Annotated in this window: 21 protein-coding genes and 3 pseudogenes; 18 read left to right on the top strand and 6 right to left on the bottom strand. The window is 66.7% G+C overall.

Going from position 1 to position 23,570, the window contains the following annotated elements; all coding sequences use genetic code 11:
* Positions 1 to 14 precede the first annotated feature (14 nt).
* From BN972_RS27745 to BN972_RS14605, 3 genes and pseudogenes are all read left to right on the top strand, one after another.
* Complete coding sequence (locus BN972_RS27745; protein WP_051545473.1) at positions 15 to 1,949, top strand: methyltransferase domain-containing protein; 1,935 nt, start codon at positions 15 to 17, stop codon at positions 1,947 to 1,949.
* Between the two features lie 201 nt (positions 1,950 to 2,150).
* A pseudogene (locus tag BN972_RS14610) lies at positions 2,151 to 2,762 on the top strand (aspartate/glutamate racemase family protein); the annotation flags it as partial.
* Between the two features lie 39 nt (positions 2,763 to 2,801).
* Complete coding sequence (locus tag BN972_RS14605; RefSeq protein WP_036360898.1) at positions 2,802 to 3,662, top strand: alpha/beta fold hydrolase; 861 nt, start codon at positions 2,802 to 2,804, stop codon at positions 3,660 to 3,662.
* On the opposite strand, the gene BN972_RS14600 is transcribed toward BN972_RS14605, so the two are convergent.
* From BN972_RS14600 to BN972_RS14585, 4 genes are read right to left on the bottom strand one after another with little or no spacing between them, the layout of a single operon-like run.
* Positions 3,659 to 4,135: a nuclear transport factor 2 family protein gene (locus BN972_RS14600; protein ID WP_036359094.1), complete on the bottom strand. Its 477-nt coding sequence runs from the start codon at positions 4,133 to 4,135 to the stop codon at positions 3,659 to 3,661. The genes BN972_RS14605 and BN972_RS14600 overlap by 4 nt on opposite strands.
* Positions 4,132 to 4,926, bottom strand: a complete 795-nt coding sequence (locus BN972_RS14595; RefSeq protein WP_036360896.1) for an SDR family NAD(P)-dependent oxidoreductase — start codon at positions 4,924 to 4,926, stop codon at positions 4,132 to 4,134. Before BN972_RS14595 ends, BN972_RS14600 begins: the two co-directional genes overlap by 4 nt.
* Positions 4,927 to 4,952: 26 nt before the next feature.
* Positions 4,953 to 5,756, bottom strand: coding sequence for a mycofactocin-coupled SDR family oxidoreductase (locus tag BN972_RS14590; protein WP_080696952.1), 804 nt, complete (start codon positions 5,754 to 5,756; stop codon positions 4,953 to 4,955).
* Positions 5,753 to 7,369: a flavin-containing monooxygenase gene (locus tag BN972_RS14585; protein WP_036359089.1), complete on the bottom strand. Its 1,617-nt coding sequence runs from the start codon at positions 7,367 to 7,369 to the stop codon at positions 5,753 to 5,755. The genes BN972_RS14590 and BN972_RS14585 overlap by 4 nt, the downstream gene beginning before the upstream one ends.
* A gap of 121 nt (positions 7,370 to 7,490) precedes the next feature.
* On the opposite strand from BN972_RS14585, the gene BN972_RS14580 reads away from it, so the two are divergent.
* From BN972_RS14580 to BN972_RS14545, 8 genes and pseudogenes are all read left to right on the top strand, one after another.
* Positions 7,491 to 8,675, top strand: a complete 1,185-nt coding sequence (locus tag BN972_RS14580) for an acyl-CoA dehydrogenase family protein (RefSeq protein ID WP_036359086.1) — start codon at positions 7,491 to 7,493, stop codon at positions 8,673 to 8,675.
* 12 nt (positions 8,676 to 8,687) lie between these two features.
* Positions 8,688 to 9,597 (top strand): annotated as a pseudogene (gene bphC, locus BN972_RS14575) (biphenyl-2,3-diol 1,2-dioxygenase).
* Positions 9,598 to 9,721: 124 nt separating this feature from the next.
* Positions 9,722 to 11,188 (top strand): FAD-dependent oxidoreductase, encoded by a 1,467-nt coding sequence (locus BN972_RS14570; RefSeq protein WP_036359083.1) that lies wholly within the window; start codon positions 9,722 to 9,724, stop codon positions 11,186 to 11,188.
* Between the two features lie 143 nt (positions 11,189 to 11,331).
* Positions 11,332 to 12,135 (top strand): IclR family transcriptional regulator, encoded by an 804-nt coding sequence (locus BN972_RS14565; protein ID WP_390176215.1) that lies wholly within the window; start codon positions 11,332 to 11,334, stop codon positions 12,133 to 12,135.
* A complete protein-coding gene (locus BN972_RS14560) occupies positions 12,132 to 13,055 on the top strand; it encodes an alpha/beta hydrolase (RefSeq protein ID WP_036359080.1) in 924 nt (307 codons plus the stop codon). Before BN972_RS14565 ends, BN972_RS14560 begins: the two co-directional genes overlap by 4 nt.
* Complete coding sequence (locus BN972_RS30455; protein WP_036359077.1) at positions 13,048 to 13,395, top strand: hypothetical protein; 348 nt, start codon at positions 13,048 to 13,050, stop codon at positions 13,393 to 13,395. Before BN972_RS14560 ends, BN972_RS30455 begins: the two co-directional genes overlap by 8 nt.
* Positions 13,388 to 14,023: a Dabb family protein gene (locus BN972_RS14550; RefSeq protein WP_036359074.1), complete on the top strand. Its 636-nt coding sequence runs from the start codon at positions 13,388 to 13,390 to the stop codon at positions 14,021 to 14,023. Before BN972_RS30455 ends, BN972_RS14550 begins: the two co-directional genes overlap by 8 nt.
* A gap of 206 nt (positions 14,024 to 14,229) precedes the next feature.
* The gene (locus BN972_RS14545) at positions 14,230 to 14,460 is read left to right on the top strand and encodes a hypothetical protein (protein WP_036359072.1); all 231 of its coding nucleotides are present in this window, start codon (positions 14,230 to 14,232) and stop codon (positions 14,458 to 14,460) included.
* A 36-nt stretch (positions 14,461 to 14,496) separates the two neighbouring features.
* Here the strand turns inward: BN972_RS14545 and BN972_RS14540 are convergent, their stop codons facing one another.
* A complete protein-coding gene (locus BN972_RS14540; RefSeq protein ID WP_036359070.1) occupies positions 14,497 to 15,384 on the bottom strand; it encodes an SDR family NAD(P)-dependent oxidoreductase in 888 nt (295 codons plus the stop codon).
* A pseudogene (locus BN972_RS14535) lies at positions 15,381 to 17,267 on the bottom strand (flavin-containing monooxygenase). The gene BN972_RS14540 and the pseudogene BN972_RS14535 overlap by 4 nt, the downstream one beginning before the upstream one ends.
* Before the next feature lie 80 nt (positions 17,268 to 17,347).
* Here BN972_RS14535 and BN972_RS14530 point away from each other — a divergent pair.
* The 7 genes from BN972_RS14530 to BN972_RS14500 form a co-directional block, all read left to right on the top strand.
* Positions 17,348 to 18,892: an acyl-CoA synthetase gene (locus BN972_RS14530; RefSeq protein ID WP_080696849.1), complete on the top strand. Its 1,545-nt coding sequence runs from the start codon at positions 17,348 to 17,350 to the stop codon at positions 18,890 to 18,892.
* Between the two features lie 24 nt (positions 18,893 to 18,916).
* Positions 18,917 to 19,693 (top strand): crotonase/enoyl-CoA hydratase family protein, encoded by a 777-nt coding sequence (locus tag BN972_RS14525; RefSeq protein WP_036359066.1) that lies wholly within the window; start codon positions 18,917 to 18,919, stop codon positions 19,691 to 19,693.
* Positions 19,693 to 20,829, top strand: a complete 1,137-nt coding sequence (locus tag BN972_RS14520; protein WP_036360892.1) for an acyl-CoA dehydrogenase family protein — start codon at positions 19,693 to 19,695, stop codon at positions 20,827 to 20,829. The genes BN972_RS14525 and BN972_RS14520 overlap by 1 nt, the downstream gene beginning before the upstream one ends.
* Before the next feature lie 23 nt (positions 20,830 to 20,852).
* On the top strand, positions 20,853 to 21,839 hold the full coding sequence (locus tag BN972_RS14515) for an acyl-CoA dehydrogenase family protein (RefSeq protein ID WP_051545648.1): 987 nt from the start codon (positions 20,853 to 20,855) through the stop codon (positions 21,837 to 21,839).
* A gap of 66 nt (positions 21,840 to 21,905) precedes the next feature.
* Complete coding sequence (locus tag BN972_RS14510) at positions 21,906 to 22,382, top strand: nuclear transport factor 2 family protein (RefSeq protein WP_036359061.1); 477 nt, start codon at positions 21,906 to 21,908, stop codon at positions 22,380 to 22,382.
* Positions 22,379 to 23,206, top strand: coding sequence for an SDR family oxidoreductase (locus BN972_RS14505; protein WP_036359058.1), 828 nt, complete (start codon positions 22,379 to 22,381; stop codon positions 23,204 to 23,206). The genes BN972_RS14510 and BN972_RS14505 overlap by 4 nt, the downstream gene beginning before the upstream one ends.
* A partial coding sequence (locus BN972_RS14500; protein WP_036360890.1) for an alpha/beta hydrolase occupies positions 23,203 to 23,570 on the top strand: 368 nt, incomplete at its 3' end. The genes BN972_RS14505 and BN972_RS14500, both read left to right, overlap by 4 nt.

Raw genomic sequence — 23,570 nt, 5'->3', positions numbered from 1 at the left:
AAAGGGGGTCGATCATGACCGAAATCGCACACGTCGAGCCGCTCACCAGGCGCGACGGGCTCTCGGAAGTGGTTCCCTTACTCGACGCGCTGGCCGCGGTCGCGGTCCGGGGCGAGACCCCTGGTCCCGAATTGCTGGCACGCGCCGTGGCGGCCCGCCCGCTGCTGTCGGCTTTGGCGCAAGACCCCAAGGACGGCGAGCCGTATTCCCGGTCGGTCCTGCGGGTCGACGACCAGGTCGAAATCATGCTGGCGCGCTGGCGTCCGGAAAGCAGCTGCGCGCCACACGACCACGGCGGTTCAAAGGGCTTCGTAATCGCGGTCGAAGGCGACTTTCATGAGCGGCGATTCGACTGGGAAGAAACGCAGTTGCTCGTCGCCGAGCGGGCCATCCGCCGAGAAGCCACCACTATTCCGGTTTCACCCGAAGACATCCACGACATGACCGCCGAATCGGGTGGGCTCACCCTGCACCTCTATAGCCCACCGCCGGCCGGCATGCGGGTCTTCGACATGGAGCGCGCCGAGGTGCTTGAACTCGTCGGCGACTTCGGCGCCTGGATCCCAGCAGGTGACCATCCGCGCCTCCCGTTCGCCGACGTCGCTCCCAGGAACCGGCAGAAGCCCGTCATCTGGGTCGCGCACACCACCCACTATCGAGGCGGCTCGGCCGAATTCGCGGTGGCTGCGGCCACCATGGGCCGCGAACTCGCCGACGAGAATCCTGACGCGGAAGTGATCGTCTCGGGTCTGCACCGCAAGGCCGACTTCGAAGCCGAACTCACCCGACTCACGCTGACCGGCCGAAAGATCAGCCAGCTGCACCTGATCAGCCACTCCGGCATGTACGGGCCGATGTTCGGCTCCACCGACTGGCCCGAGCAGTTCTCTCCGCACGAGTGGCGGGACATGGCGATCCCCTTCGCCGCGGGCGCTCAGGCATATTTCCACGCTTGCCGGACGGCGCGCTGGTTCGCGCCGTTCTTCGCCGACGTGTTCGGCGTCGCCGCGTTCGGCAACCACAACTACACCACCGTGTCCACGCGCAAGGACCGGTTTGCGTGGGCGGGTCGTCATCCGGCGGCCCGCCCGAGGCTTTATATGATCGCCGCTCCGGGCAAGAAGTCGCACGGCTGGGCGGGCAGCGTGCGCAAGTATCTCGGCTGCGCCGCCGAGCCCATGGTGCAAAGCCTGCCCGCCGCAACGCATCCGGAGCGCTCCTACGATCGCGTCGCCGAACTGTACGACCGCGCCTACGCCGACATCCGCGTCCGTGAAGCCGAATGGGAATGGGTCGCCAACCGGCTGGCCGGCCTGCACTCCGACCTCGGCCGACGCCTTCGCGTACTGGAAATCGGTTGCGGCAACGGGGCTTTGCTGCGCGCATTGGACGAGAACGGTGACATCGACTTCGCCGTCGGCGTGGACAGCTCCGAGGGAATGCTGGCTCGGGCACGCGAACGCAGCCGCGACCGCGCCCGCCTGCGATTCGGCAAGGTCAATGGGCCCGCGTTAGATGTGCCCGACGACCACATCGATGTGGTGATCTCCTTCCTGTCCTTCCGTTACCTGGACTGGGATCCGGTGATGGCCGAGATCCGCAGAGTGCTCGCGCCCGGCGGACGGCTGTGGGTGGTCGACATGGTCGAGCAACCGGTGCGGCTGCGCGAGCTGCCCATCCTGGCCCGATCGGCCGTCGCGCACTTGCGGACTCGCCGCGCCCGACCGCAATTCGCTCATGACCTCGCCGCGTTGACCCAACACCCAGATTGGCGGAATATGTTGCAACACAATCCCATCCGTGCCGAGCACGAATATCGCTGGTATTTCGGCAGCCGTTTCCCGGGCGCCCACCTCGAGATGCTGACGACCACCATGTCAGCGCGGGTGATCGCGTTCGACTCTGGACCCCTGACCAAGGGGCAGACCGCCCCGCTCTCCTACCCGTGATGGCCACGCCAACCGAAGCCCGGCTGGGCATCGTCGACTGGGGCATCGGCGGTGTGGGTCTGGTCAACGCGCTGGACCAACTGGCTCCCGGCCTGCCGGTGCTGTACTGGTCGGACGCCGGAGCCACGCCTTACGGCCGGATGAGTGCCAACCAGCTGACCGATCGTCTGATGACCGTGATCACCCCACCTCGCCGAGCGCGGCGCCACCGAGGTCGTGCTGGCCTGCAACGCCGCCAGCACCGTGGTCGCACGGTTGGGCGGGGCACCGGTCCCGGTCGAGGGGATCATCGCCCACGGGTTGGCTTCCGTACCCGAAGATCTCACCCTGGTCGGGGTGGTCGGGGGGCTGCGCACCATCGATGCCGGGCTCTACCGGCGGGGCCTGGCCCGGCCGGGGCGGGGAGTCCTGAGCCGGGTCGCGCAGCCCCTGTCCGCGCACATCGAAGCCGGCCGAGCCGGCTCTAGGCGGTTCCGGGCAGACTTGGCCGACATCGTGGCACCGCTACGCGAGGTGGAAGCCCTGGTGCTGGCCTGCACGCATTATCCCGCGGCACGCCGGTGGTTCGCCGAGGCGCTGCCGAATGCACTGCTCATCGATCCGGCCGAGCACTTGGCGGCCGCGATCGCCTACCGGTATCCGGAGGCACGGACGGCCGACCAAGCGGAGCGGGTCTTCCTCACCACGGGGAACCCGGCGGCCATGCGACACGGCGCTGCCCGCGCCTGGGGCACGATGCTCACCGCAACCGCCGTCCGGCGGGTCGAGCCGCGGCCCGGACACCGCGTCATCCAACTGCGGCACGCGGGGTGACACGCAACCAGGGAACCGCGGCATGGCAGGGTGACATTCGTGGCCAACACTGCTGAAACAGACCTGCGCGAGATCGGCACCGAGAACGGCACATTGCGCTACTACGACGCCGGTGACGCGAAAGCCCCGACGTTGTTGTTCCTGCACGGATCCGGTCCGGGGGTGACGGGTTGGCGGAACTTTCGGGGTGTTCTGCCGGCGTTCGCCGAGCACTTCCGCTGCGTGATCCTGGAATTTCCTGGGTTCGGCGTCACCGACGATTTCGGTGGCCATCCCATGGTGACCGCTCAGGGTGTGGTGGCGCCGTTCCTGGATGCGCTCGGCGTCGACCGGGTCCACATCGTCGGCAACTCGATGGGTGGCGGCGTCGGCATCAACTTCGCCATCCGGCATCCGGACCGCATCGGCCGCCTGGTCACAATCGGCGGAATCGGCACCAACACCTTCAGTCCCGGTCCCAGCGAAGGCATTCGGCTTCTGCAGGAGTTCACCGAGGATCCCACCAGGCAGCGGCTGGTCGACTGGCTTAGGTCGATGGTCTACGACCAGTCCTTGGTCACCGAGGAACTCATCGAGGAACGCTGGCAGCTGGCGACCGATCCGGAGACGTTGGCGGCGGCACGCCGGATGTACGGCAAGGCCGCCTATTCGGCGATGATGGCCATGATGAATGCCTCCGACCGGCCGATGCCGTGGGCGGTCATGCACAAGGTTGCCGCCCCCACCCTGTTGACCTGGGGACGCGACGACAGGGTAAGCCCCCTGGACATGGCGATCGTTCCGATGCGCACCATCCCCAACGCCGAACTGCACGTGTTCCCCAACTGTGGGCACTGGGCGATGATCGAGGCCAAGGACGCGTTCGAGAGCACCGTGCTGGCGTTCCTGTCCCGCTGCTAGACGGCGCCGGCCAGGCCCTTGGTCAACAACGCGTGCGCCTCGGCTTTGCCGTCCAGCACGCGACTGGTGCGGGCGGTGATCTGCCATCCCCCGTCGCTGCGCGCGAGCACGAAATGATTTGCGGTGCAACGCCATACTCGGTAGCCCTGACCATCGCGGACCAGTACCAGCGATTCGCACACTGCCACCGCGCGATCACCGTCCACGGTCACCACGCACGGTCCCAGGAAATGACAGCACCCGTCGGCCACCAGGTTCTGATGATGCTGCGAACTCACCATGGCGTGCACGTCGGCGCGGCTCTGCATGCGCCACCCCTCGACGTCATAGCTGCCGTCGACGGCCCACAGCCCTGCGGCGGTGTCCGCGTCGCCGGCATCCACCGCGGGGCCGTAGCAGGCGATCAAGCGGGTGATGTCCCGCTCGTCCTCGAGTCTGCGCAGCCGGGCGGCAAGGGTTTCGATGTCGGTCATGTGCTACCCCCTATCAGCGCCTGGACCTTCTGGTGCGCGCCCAGGACGATCGCGGCCCGGTCCGGTCCGCTGCCCCACCGCACCGCGGCGGCATTGTCGCCGGCAACCAGTACGGGGCCATTGGCCAGGTTCGCCAGCCCCTCGCGGGCGACGTCGGCCGGGTCGGAAACGGACAGACCCGGCACGTCGAAGTTCAGCCCGGCCCGCTCCATCGCCGGCGTGCGGGTCACCCCTAAAAGCAGGTCCAGGACGTCGACGTTGTGATCGCGCAATTCCAGCCACAGGCTCTCGGCGAACAACCGACCGAAAGCCTTGACGCCGGTGTACGCCGATTGGCGCTTCGAACCATAGGTGCCGGCGATCGACCCGACCAGGATGATGCCGCCACGGCGGCGCTCCCGCATCGGTCGCCCGAATTGTTGCACCAGCTCCAGCATCCGGGTCACGTTCAGGTCGATGACCCGACTGATGGCGGTGAGGTCGGCGTCCAGGAACGACTCGCGGCAGGTGTTCGCCCCGGCGTTGTAGATCAACAGTCCGACCTCGACATCGGAAGTCTCGGCGACGATCCGCTGAACCGCTTGGGGTTCAAGTAGATCCACGGCGATCGTGCGCACCTGGGCGCCGATTTCCCGGCAGCAGGCGGCGATGTCCGCCAACGGTTCGGGCTTGCGGGCAATCAGCACCAGATCGAAGCCGTCGCCCGCCAGCTGTTTGGCGAATTCGGCGCCCACCCCTTCCGAGCCGCCGGCGATCAGTGCCCAGGGGCCGTATCTGCTGCGGTCGGTCATCGTCATCTCCTCGTCGTTCGTCAGCCTCAGGTCGTCTTCTGCGTCAGGCCGGCGTCCACGACGAGCTTTGTACCGGTGATGTAGCGGGCCTGGTCGGAGGCCAGGAATACCACCGCGTTGGCGACGTCGACGGGCTCCACCCACGGCACGGGTAGCAGGTTGCGGCCCCGCAACACTTCGGCCGCGTCCTCGGCCGTCGGGTTATCCAAGTCCGGCCGCAGGCGCCGGAAAGTCTTCTCGTTGAGCACCATTGGCGTCGCGACGGCGCCGGGGTGCACGGTGTTGACCCGGATGCCTCGTGGCCCCAGTTCGTTGGCCAGCGTGCGGGCCAGGCCCACCAGGGCGTGCTTGCTGGCGGTGTAGTGGGCGGCGTTCGCCATGCCGCGGATCCCACTGGTGGAGCTGATGATGACGACCGAGCCGCCGTCGGCGCCGATATGCGGCACCCCCGCCTTCACGGTGTGCCATACACCGGTGAGGTTGATGTCCAACGTGCGCTGCCAGTCCCGCGCGTCGAGCTCCCAGGTGGGCCGACCGGGTGTGTGGATGCCGGCGTTGGCCAGCACGACGTCCAGGCGACCTAGCCGCTCGACCCCGGCTTCGACGGCGGCGGTAACGGCCCGCAGGTCGGCGACGTCCGCTAGGCCGGTCACGCAGCGCCGACCGCGGTTCTCGACTTCGGTTGCCAGCGAGGCGAGATCGTCGGCGGCCTCAGGAAAGTCGAGTGCGATCACATGGGCACCCTCGTCGACGAACCGCTGGCAATGCACCCGCCCGGTGCCGCGCGCCGCTCCCGTGACGAGTACGACCTTGTCGCGCAACCCGGTCAGCATGGCTTCTTGACGAGTTCGAAACCCTTGTAACCGGCGTGGGCGATTTCGGTGCAAATGTCGTTGTACGCCGCGAACCCGCCAACGAACAACATGAAGCCGCGGGGTTTGCCGGGCACATTGGCGCCCATGTACCAGGAATTGGCCTTGATGAACAATGACGCATCGGCACGCCTGGCCAATTCGACGCCCCAGCCGTCTACGGCGTCCCGAGTGGCTTCCATGGCGGCATAACCGTGGTCCTCGAGGTAGGCAATGGCATCGGCGATCCAATTCACGTGCGCCTCAGCGTGTAACACCATGTTCGCCAGGACGGCCGGCGCTCCCGGACCGGATATTACGAAAAGGTTGGGGAAGCCGTCGACGCCGAGGCCCAGGTAGGTGCGCGGCCCGTGCACCCAATTGTCGCGCAACAACTCACCGCCGCGGCCGACGATGTCGATCTTGCCCAGCGCGCCGGTCAACGCATCAAAACCCGTTGCGAAAACGATCATGTCGACGTCGTAGTGCTGCTCCGTGGTGTTGATGCCGGTGGCATCGACCGATTCGATCGGGGTGGCGCGCACACTGATCAGCGACACGTTCGGCTTGTTGAAGGTCTGAAAATAGTTGCTGTCGGTGCAGATTCGCTTGGTGCCGATCGGATGATCGTTCGGGATGAGCAAATCGGCCAGGGCCGGATCCTTCAGTACGGCACGGATCTTCTCTTCGTAGAAGAGGCGCGCCTCGTCGTTAGCCGTCAGGTCGGTCATTTGGTCGGGGAACGTCTTGGAGTACAGCACTCCGCCAAGTTGCCAACGCTTTTCGAACGCCGCGCGCCGCTCCGTCGGGCTGTATTCCATGGTTGGCTTCGGCGCGGTGATATGCGGCGAACCGCCCGCGCTGCGCCAGGACAGTCGGCGCCGTTCGGCGTAACCGGCCTTGATCTCGGCGAGTTCACTGGCCGAGAGCTTGCGATTGCCCGCCGGTACGCTGAAATTGGGTGTGCGCTGGAAGACGTAGAGTTGCGCGGCCTGCTCCGCGATGATCGGAATCGATTGAATGCCCGAGGATCCGGTGCCGATCACGGCGACCCGCTTGCCGGTGAAATCGACCGGGTGGTGGGGCCAGCGCGCGGTGTGCAGGATCTCGCCTTCGAACGTGTCCAGGCCGGTGAAGTCGGGCGTCATCGCATCCGACAGCGGGCCGGTCGCCATCAGCAAGAAGCGCGCCGTCAGTGTCTGGCCGGTGTCGGTGGTGACCGACCAGCACACAGCGGCCTCGTCGAACACCGCTGAGACCACTCGTGTGCTGAACGAAATGTCGCGGCGCAGGTCAAGTTTGTCGGCAACCCAGTTCAGGTAGCGCAGGATTTCGGCTTGGGTGGCGTACTTTTCTGTCCAGTCCCATTCCTGCTGCAGTTCCTCGGAAAACGAATAGCAGTAGTCGACGCTCTCCACGTCGCAGCGAGCGCCGGGGTACCGGTTGAAGTACCAGGTGCCGCCGACTTCGGGCGCGGCCTCGATCACGCGCACCGAGAGCCCTTGGCCGCGCAACTTGTGCAGGGCATACAGGCCGGCGAACCCGGCGCCCACCACAATCGCGTCCGGTGCGTCCACAGTGTTCACAACCACCCACGGTAGGTCCTCAGGGACGCCGAACCCAGCGTTTCGTCCGCTGACCGGGATCGGCGGTGAGTCGGGACGCCGAGTGGAGTAAACACAGAAGCACGACCACACACGTAAGGACGACAGCATGAGCGAGCGGGTACTCGACCGAGTCGTGCAAATTGCCGACCAGCTGCGTGAGCAGGCCCCCGAGGCCGAGCGCATCGGACGGCTCACCGACGACACGGTCAAGATGATGAAGGCCGCCGGCCTGATCCGGCTGTTGCAAACCAAGCAGTACCAGGGCTTCGAGGCCCACCCGCGCGAGTTCGCCGAGACGACCATGGCGACCGCCGCCTTGGACCCGGCGGCGGGCTGGATCGTCGGCGTGGTCGGGGTGCACCCCTACCAGCTCGCCTACGCCGATCCCAAGGTCGCCGCCGAGATCTGGGCAGACGACGTCGACACCTGGATGGCGTCCCCGTACGCGCCGCAAGGTGTGGCCCGCCCGGTGGACGGGGGCTACATCTTCAACGGACGCTGGCAGTTCAGCTCGGGCACCGATCATTGCGACTGGATCATCCTGGGCGCCATGCTCGCCAACCCCGAGGGCGTACCACTGATGCCGCCGCAGATGCTGCATATGATCCTGCCGCGCAAGGACTACGAGATCGTCGACGACTCATGGAATGTGGTGGGGCTGCGCGGAACCGGCTCCAAGGACGTCATCGTCAAAGACGCGTTCGTCCCCACTTACCGAACCATGGACGCGACCAAGGTGATGGACGGCACCGCGCAGCGCGAGGCGGGCATGACCGAGCCGCTGTACCTGATGCCGTGGTCGACGATGTTCCCGCTGGGCATCTCCGCGGCGACCATTGGCATCGCGGAGGGCGCGCTGGCCGCGCACCTGGACTACCAACGCGAGCGCGTCGGGGCCACCGGCACCGCGATCAAGGACGACCCCTACGTCATGTACGCGATTGGTGAGGCCGCCGCCGATATCAACGCGGCCCGCCAGGAGTTGCTGGCCAACGCGGACCGCATCTACGACATGGTGGCCGCGGGCAAAGAGGTGTCGTTCGCCGATCGCGCGGCCGGGCGACGCACCCAGATCCGCGCCGTGTGGCGGGCGGTGTCGGCCGTCGACGAGATCTTTGCGCGCTCGGGCGGCAACGCGTCGCGGATGGACAAGCCGTTGCAGCGGTATTGGCGCGATGTGCACGTCGGGCAGTTGCATGCCATTCACATGCCCGGCACGACCTACCACGCATCGGCGTTGAGCTCGTTCGGCGTGGAACCGCCGATGGGTCCGCTGCGGGCTCTGATCTAGGGAGGTTTGAGCGTGAGCGATCTGAAAAGCCTTGGCTATATTACCGTTTCGACGAATGACATCGAACGGTGGCGGCACTTCGCGTTCGGGGTGTTGGGGTTCGCGCAAGGCAAGGGCACCGACAGCTCCGCTTTGTATCTGCGGATGGATGAGCGTGCGGCCCGGATCATCGTCGTTCCGGGTGAAACCGACCGGGTGATGACGGTTGGCTGGGAGGTGCGCGACCGCGCGGCGCTGCAACGAGTCAAGGCGAGCCTGGATAACGTCGGGGTGCCGGTCAAAGAACTGTCCCAGCAGGAGGCCGACGACCGGCGCGTCGAAGAGGTGATCACTTTCCAAGACCCGGCCGGCATCACCCTCGAGGTGTTCCACGGCGCGGTGCTCGACCACAGCCCGGTGGTCACCCCGTTCGGTGCCAAGTTCGTGACCGGCGCTCAGGGCTTGGGCCATGTCGTGGTGCCGGCGATGGACCCCAACGGGTTGTTCGACTTCTACACCGAGGTGCTCGGTTTCCGATCGCGTGGGGGCGTTCCGGGTCCCGGCGCCGCCCGAGTTCGGCCCGATCCGGGTCCGCTTTCTGGGCATCAACGAGCGGCATCACAGCCTGGCGGTCTGCCCGGCCATGCATCAGCGCGACCCGGGACTGGTGCACGTCATGGTGGAGGTGGACACCCTGGATGCGGTTGGGCAGGCGCTGGACCGGGTGAACGCCGAGGGCATCCAGTTGTCCTCGACCCTGGGCCGGCACACCAACGACAAGATGGTGTCGTTCTATGTCCGCACACCCGGCGACTGGGACATCGAGTTCGGCACCGACGGGATGCGGGTAGACGAAACCTATTACACGGCAGAGGAAATCACCGCCGACAGCTACTGGGGCCATCAGTGGGTCGGTGAAATGCCGGCGGCAATGCGGCCCTGAATTTGGGTCGGTGTCACAGCAGCCTCATGCGTCACGAATTTTCGGGGATGCGCCGATGCGCCCGCCTTGCAGCGACAACAGGCACTCCGGGTGACGCGAGTGACAGAAGGGACTCCTTAGCCCAATGATCGACCGTGACGTCACGCCTATCCCCGCGGGTTCTATCACCAACTGGGAGCACGAGGCCGACGTCGTCATCGCCGGTTACGGGATCGCCGGCGCGGCGGCCGCGGTGGAAGCGGCGAGGTCTGGCGCCGACGTGCTGGTGCTGGAACGGACCGGCTCGTGGGGCGGTGCGGCCTCGATGGCGGGCGGGTTCATCTATCTCGGCGGCGGCACCGCACTGCAACGGGCCTGCGGATTCACCGATTCGGTGGAGAACATGGCAGCCTTCCTCAACGCAGCGATGGGTCCCGGCGCCGACGGGACGCGCATCGCCGACTACTGCGCAGGCAGCGTCGCCCACTTCGACTGGCTGGTCGACTGCGGCGTGCCGTTCAAGGCGGAGTTCTTCGCCGAGCCCGGCTGGGAGCCGATGGGCGACCAAGGCCTGATGTACAGCGGCGGGGAGAACTCGTGGCCCTTCAACACCATCGCCTCCCCCGCGCCGCGCGGTCACGTCCCGCAGATGTCGAACAAGAAGCAGGGCGAAGCCAGCGCCGGCTACATGCTGATGAAGCCCCTCGTCGAAACGGCCGCCGCGGCCGGCGTCAAGTCGCTCTACGACGTCCGCGTGCAGTCGTTGATCGTGGCCGCCGATGGCAGGGTGGTGGGCATCCGGGCGCGGCGGTACGGCGGGGAGATGAACATCCGGGCCCGCCGTGGAATCGTCTTGGCCACAGGTAGTTTCGCCTACAACGATGCGATGGTGGCGCAGTATGCACCCCGGATTGCCGGCCGGCCCGCGGCTTCCATCGAGCAGCACGACGGCCAAGCGATCCGGATGGCCCAGGCGCTGGGAGCTGACCTGGCGCACATGGACGCCACCGAGGTCGCGATCTTCATCGACCCGCAGCAGTTGGTGCGCGGCATTCTCGTCAATAGTCGCGGCCAGCGCTACGTCCCCGAAGACACCTACCCGGGGCGGATCGGACAGCTCACCCTCTATCACCAGGACAACATCGCCTACCTGATCATCGACAACGATTCGCAGGAAGAGGCCATGGCGTCGTGGTCGCCCAAGTTCATGCTGCGCCCGGCCACCTGGGTCGCCGACACCGTCGCTGAGTTGGAGTCGGAGATGGGCCTGGCACCCGGCTCGCTGCAGGCGACCGTCGGCGCTTACAACGAAGGCGCCGCGCGCGGTGAGGACCCGTTGTTGCACAAGAAATCTCAGTGGCTAAGGCCGATCGGCTCCCCGGTCGGGGCGGTCGACCTACGCGAGTCCACCGGTGGCTTCACCCTGGGCGGGCTGCGCACCTCGCTGGCCGCCGAGGTGCTGCACGTCAACGGTGAACCCATCCCGGGACTATTCGCCGCCGGCCGATCAACCGCCGGCTTGGCCGCGTGGGGCTACGCCAGCGGTATCTCGCTGGGCGATGGCAGCTTCTATGGCCGCCGCGCCGGCCGCTCGGCCGCTCGCCTTCCCTAGCGCGCGAGCAGACGCAGAATCGCACGAACCGGGCGTTTCAGTGCGATTCTGCGTCTGCTCGGCGGAGAGCGGTGACACCAAGCACCTCGGTGTGGTATTCCTAATAGGAATATTGCAGCCAGGCAGGGATTCTTGGAGGACCTATGCCAGCGACCGTGTCCGCACCGCCCGAACCCACCACGCCCAGCGCCGTGATCGACCGAATTTCGTTGGTGCTTGATGCCTTCGAGGGTCCGGGGCGGTTGACGTTGGCCCAGATCGTGCGCCGCACCGGCCTACCCCGGTCATCTGCGCACCGGATGCTGGAGCGGCTGGTGCAATTGCGGTGGTTGCGGCGCAGCGGGCGCGACTACGAACTCGGCATGCGCCTGGTCGAACTGGGTTCGCTGGCCGTGCACCAGGACCGACTGGTGCGCGCGGCGAAACCGCTGCTGGGTGAGCTGCACCGGGCCACCGGGCTGGTCGTTCATCTCGCCGTGCTGGACGGAGCCGACGTCCTGTACCTCGACAAGATCGGCGACCGCATGATCGCCGCGATCCCCACCCGGGTCGGCGGGCGCCAGCCGGCGCACTGCGCGGCGGTCGGCAAGGCGATGCTGGCCTACCAGGACAACCACGAACCGGTCGACCTCACCACACGCAAGACCAAGTACTCCATCGCCACCGCGGCCCAACTGACGGCCGAACTGGCCAAGATCCGTAGCCACGGTTTTGCGTTCGACCGGGAGGAATCGCTGCTCGGATTCGGTTGTGTCGCAGCACCGATCGGTGGCCCCGGTGAGGCGGTGGCAGCGGTGTCGGTGTGTGGTCCAATGAACCGCATGATGTTTGACCAACGCCTAGTGGCGCCCGTGCGCATGACCGCGATGGGTATCTGGCGCAACGTCGAAGACGGCCGCGTTGCGCCGACGCTCCAATCGCCGAGGCCGTTGCTGCGATACGCGTGAGCCTCGATCCACAGATCGCCGAGCTGATCGAGGGACTGGACGCCGGGTTCCCGCCCGTGCACACCATGACCGGTGCGCAAGCCAGGGCCGTGATCCGGGACCGGTTCGTGCCGCCCGTCGTACCTGAACCCGTCAGCGAGGTCCGCGACGCGGTGGTGGCTGGGCCCGAAGGCGACATCCCGGTGCGAATCTATCGACCCAAGGGCGAACGGTTGCCGGTGTTGGTCTACGCACACGGGGGCGGATTCGTGTTCTGTGATCTGGACAGCCACGACGGCTTGTGCCGAAGCCTGGCCAATCATGTTCCCGCGGTGGTTGTTTCGGTTGATTACCGGTTGGCGCCAGAGCATCGCTGGCCCGCGGCTGCCGATGATGTCTATGCGGTGACCGAGGCTGCAGCGGCCGGAGCGTTCGGCGGCGATCCAGCCCGCGTAGCCGTCGGCGGCGACAGTGCCGGCGGGAATTTGGCTGCCGTGGCGGCGTTGATGGCCCGGGATCGCGGTGGTCCCGCGATCGCGGCGCAACTGCTCATCTACCCCGTGATCGCGGCCGATTTCTCCACCGAGTCCTATCGCTTGTTCGGCCGCGGGTACTACAACCCGCGGCCGGCCATGGAATGGTACTGGGACCAGTACGTTCCATCCCGTGCCGATCGCGCTCACCCCTATGCCGCGCCGTTGCATGCCGATCTGCGGGATCTGCCGCCCGCGGTCGTGGTGGTCGCGGGGCACGACCCGTTGCGCGACGAGGCGCGGGCCTACGCGTCGGCGTTGAAGTCGGCCGAGGTACCGCTGACGCTGCTTCGATTCGACGGCGGTATACATGGCTTCATGAGCATGCCGATGCTGGACATAGCTCAGGACGCACGGCGACGGGCCGGTGCGGCGCTCAGTGCGACGCTGGGGTCGGCCGATGTCTGACGGGCAGGTCTACGTGATTGACCGGGTGGTGACCAAACCCGGTCGCGCGCGCCGGTTCGTGGACTCCTATCTGGCCGAATACGCCCCGGGTGCGCGCGAGCGCGGCATGACACTGCGCGACGTATTGGTGAGTCCGCCGATTTGGTTCGACGACGAGGTCAACACCATCACGATCACCTGGACGCTACCCAGCGTGCAGGCGTGGTGGGAGATGACGTGGCAGGGGCGACCGGATCCCGGGTTGAGTGAATGGTGGTCGCGGATCAGCGAGTTGGTGGTGGAACGATCGCGCTCGTTCGCGGCGGCGGCCGATGACGTGGACGATCTTTGTGATGTATAGCGTGATCCGGTTGCTCGAAGTAGCCGAGTCCGAACGCGACCGGATACTTCGTGACCTGCGCGCCGTCGCGGCTCGCTCGCCGTACTCGATTGTGCAACCGACGATGCCCGGCTCCCGCAATGGCGGCGACATCATCTTCCATCTGCGCTTCGCCGCCGAAGACGAATGGCGGTCAATTGAAAATGATTTCGCCGCCACGGTCGCCGACGCCGCGGTGACCGGGATGACCGGCGCCAATTACTCCGGCAGCCCCGTGCGTACTGACGTCACGAGCGGCACCGTGTACCGCACCCTGTTGCTGCGGGTGGCGCCCGGCACTCCCGCCGACATCATCGATCGTTTCGAGGCCGAGCTTCGGTCGATAGCCAGTTACGTGAACACGATCACCGCCTGGCAGTTGAGTCGTGTCGACGAGCCGGTCGGGAACCCGTGGACCCATGTGTTCGAGCAGGGATTCACCGACGTCGACGGTCTGGTGGGTCAATATCTGATGCATCCCATCCACTGGGCGGTGGTCGATCGTTGGTTCGATCCCGAATGCCCGGAAGTCATTGTGCGCGATCGGGTGTGCCACAGCTTCTGCGTGCTGCCGGATACCGCGAATTGGGACAATCTGCCTGCGGATTGATACAACGCGATCATTGATGACCGCTAGCCGGTGCACTAACCATCAGGGAAGGCGAAGGAACCGCTCTCCAGGAGCAATATTGCATCGGAAACCGCGCAGATGGGCACAGGCGAGACAGGTGCGGCAAAACTCGCCGTCTTCAAATGGATTCGCGATTTGGTGACCTGGCTGGAAAAGGAGCAGAACGGTGGCCTGACGAGGTCGTCATGCGCGTGCGACCCGAGTTTCTTGACGAACTGAAGAGACGCACGCGCAGGTTCAACGCGTTGGTGGATGAGAACGGTGAGGTGTGTCCATGGGTCGAGGTGCGCCTCGGTGAACCGCAGCTGACTACCCGCATCGACACGGAGTCGATCACCACGATCATTCAGGAACGGCTGGGCAGGGGCGCCACCGTCGAGGGCATCATCCGCGAACTGTCCGACGACACAAGCTGAATCCCATAAGCGATGACGTCGGCCGGGCGCAGTAAATCACACCCCGGCGGCCCGGATATTCGGGTTCGCCGAGGTGGGCGGTTCCAGTGCCGGCAACACGGACCGGCCGTCCAGGCTGTGCACCGGCAAACCCTGCGACCACGGATAGTGCAGGCTGAACGCCACCAAGCCGGTGCGTTCGGCGGCCGGCCGATGACACATCGCCAGCACAGTCTCGGCCAGATACTCCGCGGGCTCGGTCGGGAACGACTCGGGAATCAGTTGCGCTGCACCGGGAGTGCGGACCGCGGTCGACGGGCCGACGCAGTTGACCGCGATGTTCGCGTCGAGCAGCTCGGCGGCCACGCCCTGCGTGAAGCGGTGCAGCGCGGCCTTGCACGACGCGTAGACGACGTCACCGGCGGTCTTGTTGTAATCCCGATAGGGCCGCACCGGCGCCACCCCGGTGACCGATCCGATGTTGACGATCCAGCCGGCGCCCTGCGCACGCATTACCGGCACCGCCGCCCGAGTCAGGACGAACGGGACCCGCAGGTAGTGCTCCACCGTCCGGTCGAACGTCTCCATCGACATGTCCGCCACCAGCGAGTAGTCCGCGAATCCCGCGTTGTTGACCAGGATGTCGATTCGACCAGTGCGGTCGAGCACCTCGTCGATCAATCGATCCCGCTCTGAAGCATCTTCCAGATCCGCCGCCACCCCGATCGCCCGGCCGCCCGCTGCCTCGATCAGCGCGACCGTCTCGCCGATGGCGCCGGGCAAGGTCGCGGCAATTCCGGATCGCACGGACAACGACGGCTCTAGAGACCGCGCCGTCACCACCACCGTCGCCCCCTCGGCGGCAAGCCGCTGCGCAATCGCCCGGCCTATCCCCCGGCTGCTGCCGGTCACCAACGCCGTTCTGCCGGATAACAACCGCCTCATCGCAGCTCGAAATGCTCTTCGATCGGCGCCCGGTGTTCGTGCCAGAGGTCGACCAATCGGTAAGGGGTGGCCACCACTACCCGGCCCGAACCCGACCGATAGTAGGTATGCGCGTTCGGTGTGTGACACCACGACCGTGCCCGCCATCGCCTCGTCGATGCCGGCGACATACTCGTCATAGGCCTGTCTCGTCACTTCCATGGTGGTCGCGCCGCGCAGCGCCATCAGTTGCAGGCACTCAACGATGTAGTGCGCCATCACTTCCATCGAGAAGTTGGCGCCCGCGCCGTGCCCGGGGCTGTAGTTGGGTGCGGAGTTGATGAACAGATTGGGGAATCCAGGCACGGTGCCGCCCCGGTAGGCCGCGGGGCTGTCCCCCCACTCATCGACGAGTCGACGGCCGTCGCGGCCGCGGATGTCGATGGTGGACAGGAAATCCAGATGGTAGCCAGTGGCGTACACGATCACATCGAGATCGATCTGCCGACCATCTTGCGTGACAATCCCTTTCGCATTGACCTGACGCGGTTCACTGGCCTCGACATCGACGTGGTCGCGCGTCAGCGCCGCATAGTAGCCACCCGGATCGCGGATGATCCGTTTGCCGTATGGCGCGAAGTCGGGCGTGACCTTCTTCGCCAATTCCGTTCCTGCACCGAAGGTTCGATCGATGTATTCCAGGCACATCTGCAACAGCACGTCGTTGGCGGGCGAGATCGACAGATGGGTCTCCGCCCACTCCGGGTCCCGCAGAATGACCGGGTAGTTGTTGTCAGCGGTGCCCCAAAACGACTTCAGCCGATTCCAGTTCGCGTAATACGGAAGGTGTCGGCCAAGATAACGGCGGTGCGGGGGAACATCGTCGGTCAACCGCTTGCGCGGCGCCACCCAATGCGGTTGCCGCTGAAACACCGTCAGGTGTTCGACCTCGTCTACGCAAGCGTCCACGATCTGCACCGCGGTACAGCCGGCGCCGATTACGGCGACCCGGCGGCCGGCCAAATCCAGGGACGGATCCCAGTGCGCGGAGTGAATGCTGATGCCCGCGAACGTTTCCCGGCCCGGCAGCTCCGGCCACCGTGGCCGGTTCAGGTAGCCGGCCGCGGTGACGACCACCCGGGCATGGCTGACGGACCGGTTGCCGTCCCGGTCCACCGCGTGGATTTGCCACTGCGCGCGGTCGCCGTCCCACCACAGCGCCTCGACCTCGGTACCGAACCGGGTATGTGCCCGCAGGCCGTACTTGTCGGCCAGATTCACCAGGTAGGCCTGGTACTCGGCGCCCTGCGGGTAGTAGCTGGTCCATTCCGGGTTGACCTCGCGCGACAGCGAGTAATACGCCGACGGGGTATCCACTCCGATACCCGGGTAGGTTGTGGTCAGCCAGGTGCCGCCGACCTCGTCGTTGCGGTCGAAGATCTCATAGGCCACTGCAGCGTCGGCGGCGGCCAGCGCGGCGGTGATGCCGGCAATGCCCGCCCCCACGATGGCCACCGTCGTCGTCTCGGGAATCGGCACCGTGCGGGGCAACGTCGGCTGGGAAAGCTGAAAGCCGCCCTGCTCGAGCAGCAGCGGCACGAACTCGTCGTCGACCGGCGACCCCAACGCCAGCGGCAACAACCGGCGAAACATCGCGGGGTCATCGGCGCGGTGGGCTCCCGGGTGCCGGTCCAGCGCCGCTATCACCGCATCGACCAGCGCTTCAAAAGTAGCCGGATCAGTGACGCCGGCACGTTCGGGGGGTCCGGGATGTGGGAGATCTTGGGCCCGAACCTGTCAACGACCCGCGGATCACCGGTGAGCTGCGCCAACACGGCGACCAGAACACCCGCATCCGCTTGGCGCAGGTTCGCGCGCAGTTCCTCGGGATCCAGCGTGGCCATGTGAGTCAGTATCGAAGCTGTGGCGCATCAGGGCGACGGCGCTTTCCTCTGAGCGGGACATGATGCTTATCTTCGAACGTATGCAAGACGTGATCGCCCGAGCGCGCAGTCACTCGCTCGGGGACATCCCTCGCCGCCCGGCTCGCAAGCACCCGGACAAGACAGCGATCATCGACGGCGATACCGTCCTGACCTTCGCCGAATTCGAGCACCTGGTGGACCGGGCGGCGGCGGCTTTGCACGACAACGGTTTTGCGCCCGGTGACCGCGTCGCGTTGCTAGCCCGCAATTGCTGGCAGTACGCGGTGCTGGTGTTCGCCACGGCGCGTGCCGGGGTGGTCCTGGTCCCGGTGAATTTCATGCTGACGGCTGAGGAGATCGGGTTCATCCTTGGGCACAGCGACGTCAGCGGGTTCTTGGTACAGGATGAATTCCTGGCGACGGCCCAGGAAGCGATGCGGGTGGGCGGCCGGCGACAGGCGAAGACATTCACGCTGAGCGACGACTTCACCGACTGGTTGGCCACCAGAACGTCGGCACCGCAACCGCTCGTCGACGACGACCAGCTGCTGCGACTGATGTACACCAGCGGCACCGAGTCCCGCCCCAAAGGCGTCATGCACAGCAGCCGCAGCCTGCTGTGGAACTACATCAGCACCATCGTGGCCGGCGACAAAAGCGAGGACGACATCGAAATCCACTCGTTGCCGCTCTACCACTGCGCCCAGCTGGACAACTTCCTGATCCCCGATGTCTATCTCGGCGCCACCAGCATCATCCTGCCGCGGCCCGAACCGGAGGCCGTGCTGCGTACCATCGAGCGCAACGCGGTCACCAATTACTTTGCGCCCCCGACGGTTTGGATCAGCCTGCTCCGCTCGCCGCTGTTCGAAGAAGTCGACCTGTCCAGCCTGCGCAAGGGCTATTACGGGGCGTCGGCGATGCCGACCGAGATCCTCGGCGAGATGCGTCGACGGCTGCCGCACTTGAGGTTGTGGAACTTCTACGGTCAGACCGAGATGGCGCCGTTGGCCTCCGCGCTGCGACCCGACGAGCAGGACGCCCACGCCGGCGCCGCGGGCCGCCCGGTGCTCAACGTGGAAACCGCGATCCTCGACGATGACGACGCCCCCGTCACGGCCGGCGTCGTCGGGGAAATCGCGCACCGTAGCCCGCACCTGATGCTGGGGTACCTCGACGACGCCGAGAAGACCGCGGAGGCGTTTCGAAATGGCTGGTTCCATTCCGGTGACCTCGGCTTCTACGACGAGCATGGCCTGCTGCACGTCGTGGACCGCAAGAAAGACATGATCAAGACCGGCGGCGAGAACGTCGCCAGCCGGGAAGTCGAGGAGGTGCTGTACCGGCACAGCGGCGTGCAGGAAGTCGCGGTGTTCGGCCTGGCCGACCCGGTCTGGGTGGAAGCCGTGGTGGCCGCGGTGGTGGCTCGCGACGGCGTCCGCCTCACCGAGGAAAACTTGATCTCGCACTGCCGGGAACACCTGGCCGGGTTCAAGACCCCCAAGCAGGTGTTTCTCGTCGATTCGCTGCCCAAGAACCCCAGCGGCAAGTTGCTCAAACGGGCGCTGCGGGAGCGGTTCGCCCGCGCGTCGGCGGGCCACTGAAACCGAGTCCTTACAGTTGCCAGCATGACCACCGCTTTGGATATCACCACGAACGGACCGATCCGCACCTGGACGATCAGCCTGCCGGCCGTCGGAAACGCGATCACCGGTAAGGACGTCATCTCCGACTTCGAGGCGGCGGTTGACAGCGCCAACGCCGATACCGAGGTGCGGGCGGTCATCCTCACCGGCGAGGGCAAGATCTTCTCGGCCGGCGGCAACGTCAAGGAGATGGCCGACCAGGCGGGCATCTTCGCGCTGAGCGCGCTGGACCAGCGCCGCGCCTACGTCGACGGGATCCAGCGGATCCCGCGGGCACTATCGCGGCTCGAAGTTCCGTTGATCGGCGCTGTCAACGGCGCCGCCATCGGCGCCGGCTGCGACCTGGCGCTGATGTGCGACATCCGAATCGCTTCCGAGCGAGCATCTTTCGCGGAAAGCTTCGTGCAACTCGGCCTCATCCCCGGCGACGGCGGCACCTGGTTCCTGCAGCGCGTCATCGGCTACCAACGGGCCGCGGAGATGACGTTCACCGGTGACCGCATCGATGCGGCCACCGCGCTGGACTGGGGTCTGGTCAGCAACGTCGTGCCGCACGACGAGCTGCTGGCGAAGGCGAACGAGCTGGCCGAACGCATCGCCAAAAACCCGCCGCACGCGTTGCGGATGGCCAAGCGGCTGCTGCAGGAATCGCGCACCGGGTCCCTGGAGTCGACCCTGGGCATGGCCGCCGCGATGCAGCCGCTCGCGCACCGCGACCCCGAGCACGAACAACGCATTGCCAAGTGGCGGACGCGCTGATGCCAGCCAGGTTGGTGCCGCCGGCCGGGCTCGACGACGAGGCCACCGGCCAGCTGCGCGGCGAGGTCCGCGCGTTCATCATCGAGCAGCTGGCGGCGGGCGCATTCACGCCGACCGTCGACGCGTGGCTGTCCCGGTGGGATCGGGATTTCACCGCCGCACTCGCCGCGCGGGGCTGGCTGGGCATGACGGTGCCGGTCGAGTACGGCGGACACGGACGCTCATTTCAGGAGCGGTTCGTTGTTACCGAGGAACTGCTGGCCGCCGGCGCGCCGGTCGCCGCGCATTGGATCTCCGACCGCCAGATAGTGCCGTCACTACTGAAGTACGGCACCGAAGCACAGAAGCGGCACTTTCTGCCGCGGATTGTGCGCGGCGAGTGCTTCTTTGCCATCGGTATGAGCGAACCCGACTCCGGTTCCGACCTGGCCAGCGTGCGGACCCGGGCCGAGCGGGTGGACGGCGGCTGGTCATTGTCGGGTACCAAGGTGTGGACGTCCGGAGCCCATCTCGCGGAGGCGTTCATCGCGCTGGCCCGCACGGCGCCGGTGGATCCGCAGCATCGGCACGCCGGGCTGAGTCAGTTCATCGTCGACCTGCGGGGCCCGGGCATAGAGATCCGTCCGATCATCTCGATGAACGGTGCGCACCACTTCAACGAGGTGCTCCTGGACGGCGCGTTCGTGCCCGACGACATGGTGTTCGGGACGATCGGTGAAGGCTGGCAACAAGTGACGTCGGAGCTGAGCTTCGAACGCAGCGGACCCGAACGGTTCCTGTCCACCTTTGTATTGCTGGCGGCGTGCGCTGATCGGATGGCGGCCAATGCCGTTCCTCGCGACGCGGAGCTGGGCCGGCTGGTGGCGCGCATCGCGGGGTTGCACCACATGTCAACCGCAGTCGCCGGCGCGCTGCAGCGGCACGAACCGGCCGACCTGCCCGCCGCGGTGGTCAAGGTGCTCGGCACCACTACCGAGGGTGATATCGCCGAATTCGCCGACCTGCAGGACCCGCCCGATACGGTGTTCTCAGAATTGACTCGCGCCGCCGTGGACCAGCGGCCCGGGTTCACCCTGCGCGGTGGCACTAACGAAGTGCTGCACGGCGTGATCGCCCGCGGATTGGGCTTGCGGTGAGCGTCGACCCGGCCCTCGTCGAGATGATGGGCGCTGTGTTCGGAGAGTACCGGGAGAAGCATCCGCCCGGCGCGGCGGTGCAGCTGGACCCGGAGTTGTGGAGCCAGCTCGACGAACTCGGTCTGGTGCGGTTGACCGGCGTTGAAGCCCACGGCGGCAGCGGGGCCGGCTGGTACGAGGCGGCCGAGCTGCTATCCGCGGCGGCCGGTAATGGTGTCCGAATCCCGTTGGCGGAGCATGACTTACTGGGCTGCTGGCTGCTAGAGGCGGCCGGTCTGCCCACCGACACTGCGGTGCGGACGATGGCGGTGCTCAACAAGCAGGGTGAGGCGGCGGGGGTGCCGTGGGCCGTGGGCGCCGACCGGGTCGTCGTGGTGTGGCGACCCGAAGGCGGCTACCGCGTCGCCGACATCCCGGTCGGGGACCTGACCGTCACCCCGGGCACCAACCTGATCGGTGAACCGCGCGACGCGGTGACCGCCGACCTGGCGGCACTGTCCGGTGAGCCGGTGACACTGGCCCTGGTCACCGAATTGCGGTCGAAGGCCGCGCTGGCACGGGCCATCCAGGTTTGCGCCGCCCTGGATCGGATCGTGCAGCTGTGCATCGAGCACGTCACCGCGCGAGTTCAATTCGGCCGCCCGCTCTCGAAATTCCAAGCGGTGCAGCACATGCTCTCCGATATCGCGTCCGAGGCCACGCTCGCCCGAGCGGCGACGGAGGCGGCGCTGGCCACCGCGGTGTCCAGCGGATGGTCGGCGTTCAACCTGAGTTTCCTGGTGGCCGCAGCCCGTTCGTGCGCGGGTCACGCCACCTCGGTGGTGGTGCGCAACGCCCACCAGGTGCACGGCGCGATCGGCACCACCCGCGAGCACCGGTTGCACGAGTTCACCCGGGCCGCACTGGCCTGGCGCTCGGAATTCGGTTCGATGTGCTACTGGGACGAGCAAGTCACTGACGCGGCCCTGCACGCCAGTGCCGGCGGGCTGTGGGACCTGATCACCGGGTGAAGACGGTGTTCCACTCACCGGACGATCGGGGTGTGTTCGGTGCCGCGCCGGGGTTGACTCACGATCATGAGCGAGGACATCACGCTGCCGGAACTGCAGGAGTTCATCGGCGGCTTCTGGTACCACTACGACGAGGCGCACTATGACGAGCTCGCCGCGCGATATGCCGACAACATCCGGTACGTGAGCAGAAGCGACAGCGGCGCAAGCCCTTTCGAGGAGCTGATGTCACCCGAACTGCGCGGTCGCGATGAGGTGCTGCAGTGGTTGACCGAGCACCGCGAACAGAGCCCCTACCCGCTGCGTCACCACGCCACCAACGTGCACCGCATCGGTTCCGACGGGGACGTCACCCGCGCCCGGTTCTACCTCTTCGTCAACCAGATTGCCAACTTCGTGCCGTTCGCGGTGTCCAGCGGCGTCGCGGAGGTGGGTGTGCGACGCGGTGGGACCCACGGCCTGGAGTTCACCGAGATGGACGTCGTCCTCGATACCACCAACTCGGAGCTGCTTTCCGTGCGGCATGCCAGCATGGGGTCGTGAACGCGCGCGAAACGTTCTCCGGCGGTGTGGCCGTCATCACCGGCGCGGGCGCCGGCATCGGCGCGGGGCTGGCGCGGTACGCGCACCGGTTGGGCATGACGGTGGTCCTGGCCGACATCGACGCTGACGCCATCGGGGCACTGCGCGACGAGCTCGGCACCGCCGTCGCAGTGGTCTGCGACGTACGGGACGCCGGCGCGGTCCAGGACTTGGCCGACCGGACCTACCGCGATGTCGGCCCAGTACGGCTGTTGGTCAACAACGCCGGCGTCGAACAGTTCGGTTACCTGTGGGACACCCCGCTGGCTAACTGGCAGCGCGTGATAGACGTCAACATCAGCGGCGTATTCCACGGTGTCCGAGCGTTTTTGCCCGCGATGATGGGCAGCAACGAGCAGGCGTGGGTGTGGAACCTGTCGTCGGTGGGCGCGGTGACCGCCATCCCGCTGCAGTCGCCGTACATCATGAGCAAGCATGCGGTGCTCGCGCTGACCGAGTGTCTGCGTCTCGAAGTCGAAGCCGCCGGGCACGGCCACCACATCCACGTGCAGGCGGTGCTGCCCGGCGCCGTCGTCTCCAACATCTTCGAGTCGGCCGGCGGCGTCGACGCCGGCGGTGACGCCGGAGCCGCCGAGGCGCAGCGGGCCACCATGCTCGATATCAAGGCCGGCGCGATGGATCCGTTGGCGGCCGCGAGAACGCTGTTCGACCAGGCGGCGGCGGACGAGTTCTATCTAGTAACGCAGGAATCCGTGCTCGAGGCGATGAAGCGGAGAGCGGAAGTCCTTGCCAGACAGAGCCCCCCGGCCGGACGCCAGAAATGAACCTCGACCCGGACGCCGCGGCGCGTATCGCCGCGTTCGGGGATATCCCGCCGATGCGGGTGCGGGGTCTTGCGGCGGTCCGAGCGGCCATCGAGGCCGCTCCCCTGCCCGACGACATGCCGGAGATGGCCGACATCACCGATGTCGTTATCCCCGAACGCCTTCCGGCCCGGATCTACCGCCCCACCGATGCGCTCGGCCAGCCGGTGCTGGTGTACTTCCACGGCGGCGGCCTGGTGATGGGCAGCAACCATTCGTTCGAACCGCTGGCCCGGGCACTCGCGTCGGCGTCTGGTGCGGCGGTCGTCGCCGTCGACTACCGACTGGCGCCCGAGTCGCCGCCGCCCGCGCAGTTCGAGGACGC

This window comes from Mycobacterium asiaticum DSM 44297, assembly GCF_000613245.1.
GTDB lineage: Bacteria > Actinomycetota > Actinomycetes > Mycobacteriales > Mycobacteriaceae > Mycobacterium > Mycobacterium asiaticum.
Note: the sequence above shows the minus strand (reverse complement) of the source record. Positions and strands in the feature narration are given on the sequence as shown.

Bases quoted from the DNA above. Each gene is read 5' to 3' on its own strand.
- BN972_RS14595 (WP_036360896.1), bottom strand. From the start codon at position 4,926: ATGACCGACCGCAGCAGATACGGCCCCTGGGCACTGATCGCCGGCGGC.
- BN972_RS14600 (WP_036359094.1), bottom strand. From the start codon at position 4,135: ATGACCGACATCGAAACCCTTGCCGCCCGGCTGCGCAGACTCGAGGAC.
- BN972_RS14550 (WP_036359074.1), top strand. From the start codon at position 13,388: ATGTATAGCGTGATCCGGTTGCTCGAAGTAGCCGAGTCCGAACGCGAC.
- BN972_RS14570 (WP_036359083.1), top strand. From the start codon at position 9,722: ATGATCGACCGTGACGTCACGCCTATCCCCGCGGGTTCTATCACCAAC.
- BN972_RS14540 (WP_036359070.1), bottom strand. From the start codon at position 15,384: ATGAGGCGGTTGTTATCCGGCAGAACGGCGTTGGTGACCGGCAGCAGC.
- BN972_RS27745 (WP_051545473.1), top strand. From the start codon at position 15: ATGACCGAAATCGCACACGTCGAGCCGCTCACCAGGCGCGACGGGCTC.
- BN972_RS14515 (WP_051545648.1), top strand. From the start codon at position 20,853: ATGATGGGCGCTGTGTTCGGAGAGTACCGGGAGAAGCATCCGCCCGGC.
- BN972_RS14545 (WP_036359072.1), top strand. From the start codon at position 14,230: ATGCGCGTGCGACCCGAGTTTCTTGACGAACTGAAGAGACGCACGCGC.
- BN972_RS14520 (WP_036360892.1), top strand. From the start codon at position 19,693: ATGCCAGCCAGGTTGGTGCCGCCGGCCGGGCTCGACGACGAGGCCACC.
- BN972_RS14530 (WP_080696849.1), top strand. From the start codon at position 17,348: ATGCAAGACGTGATCGCCCGAGCGCGCAGTCACTCGCTCGGGGACATC.
- BN972_RS14565 (WP_390176215.1), top strand. From the start codon at position 11,332: ATGCCAGCGACCGTGTCCGCACCGCCCGAACCCACCACGCCCAGCGCC.
- BN972_RS14510 (WP_036359061.1), top strand. From the start codon at position 21,906: ATGAGCGAGGACATCACGCTGCCGGAACTGCAGGAGTTCATCGGCGGC.
- BN972_RS14580 (WP_036359086.1), top strand. From the start codon at position 7,491: ATGAGCGAGCGGGTACTCGACCGAGTCGTGCAAATTGCCGACCAGCTG.
- BN972_RS30455 (WP_036359077.1), top strand. From the start codon at position 13,048: ATGTCTGACGGGCAGGTCTACGTGATTGACCGGGTGGTGACCAAACCC.
- BN972_RS14525 (WP_036359066.1), top strand. From the start codon at position 18,917: ATGACCACCGCTTTGGATATCACCACGAACGGACCGATCCGCACCTGG.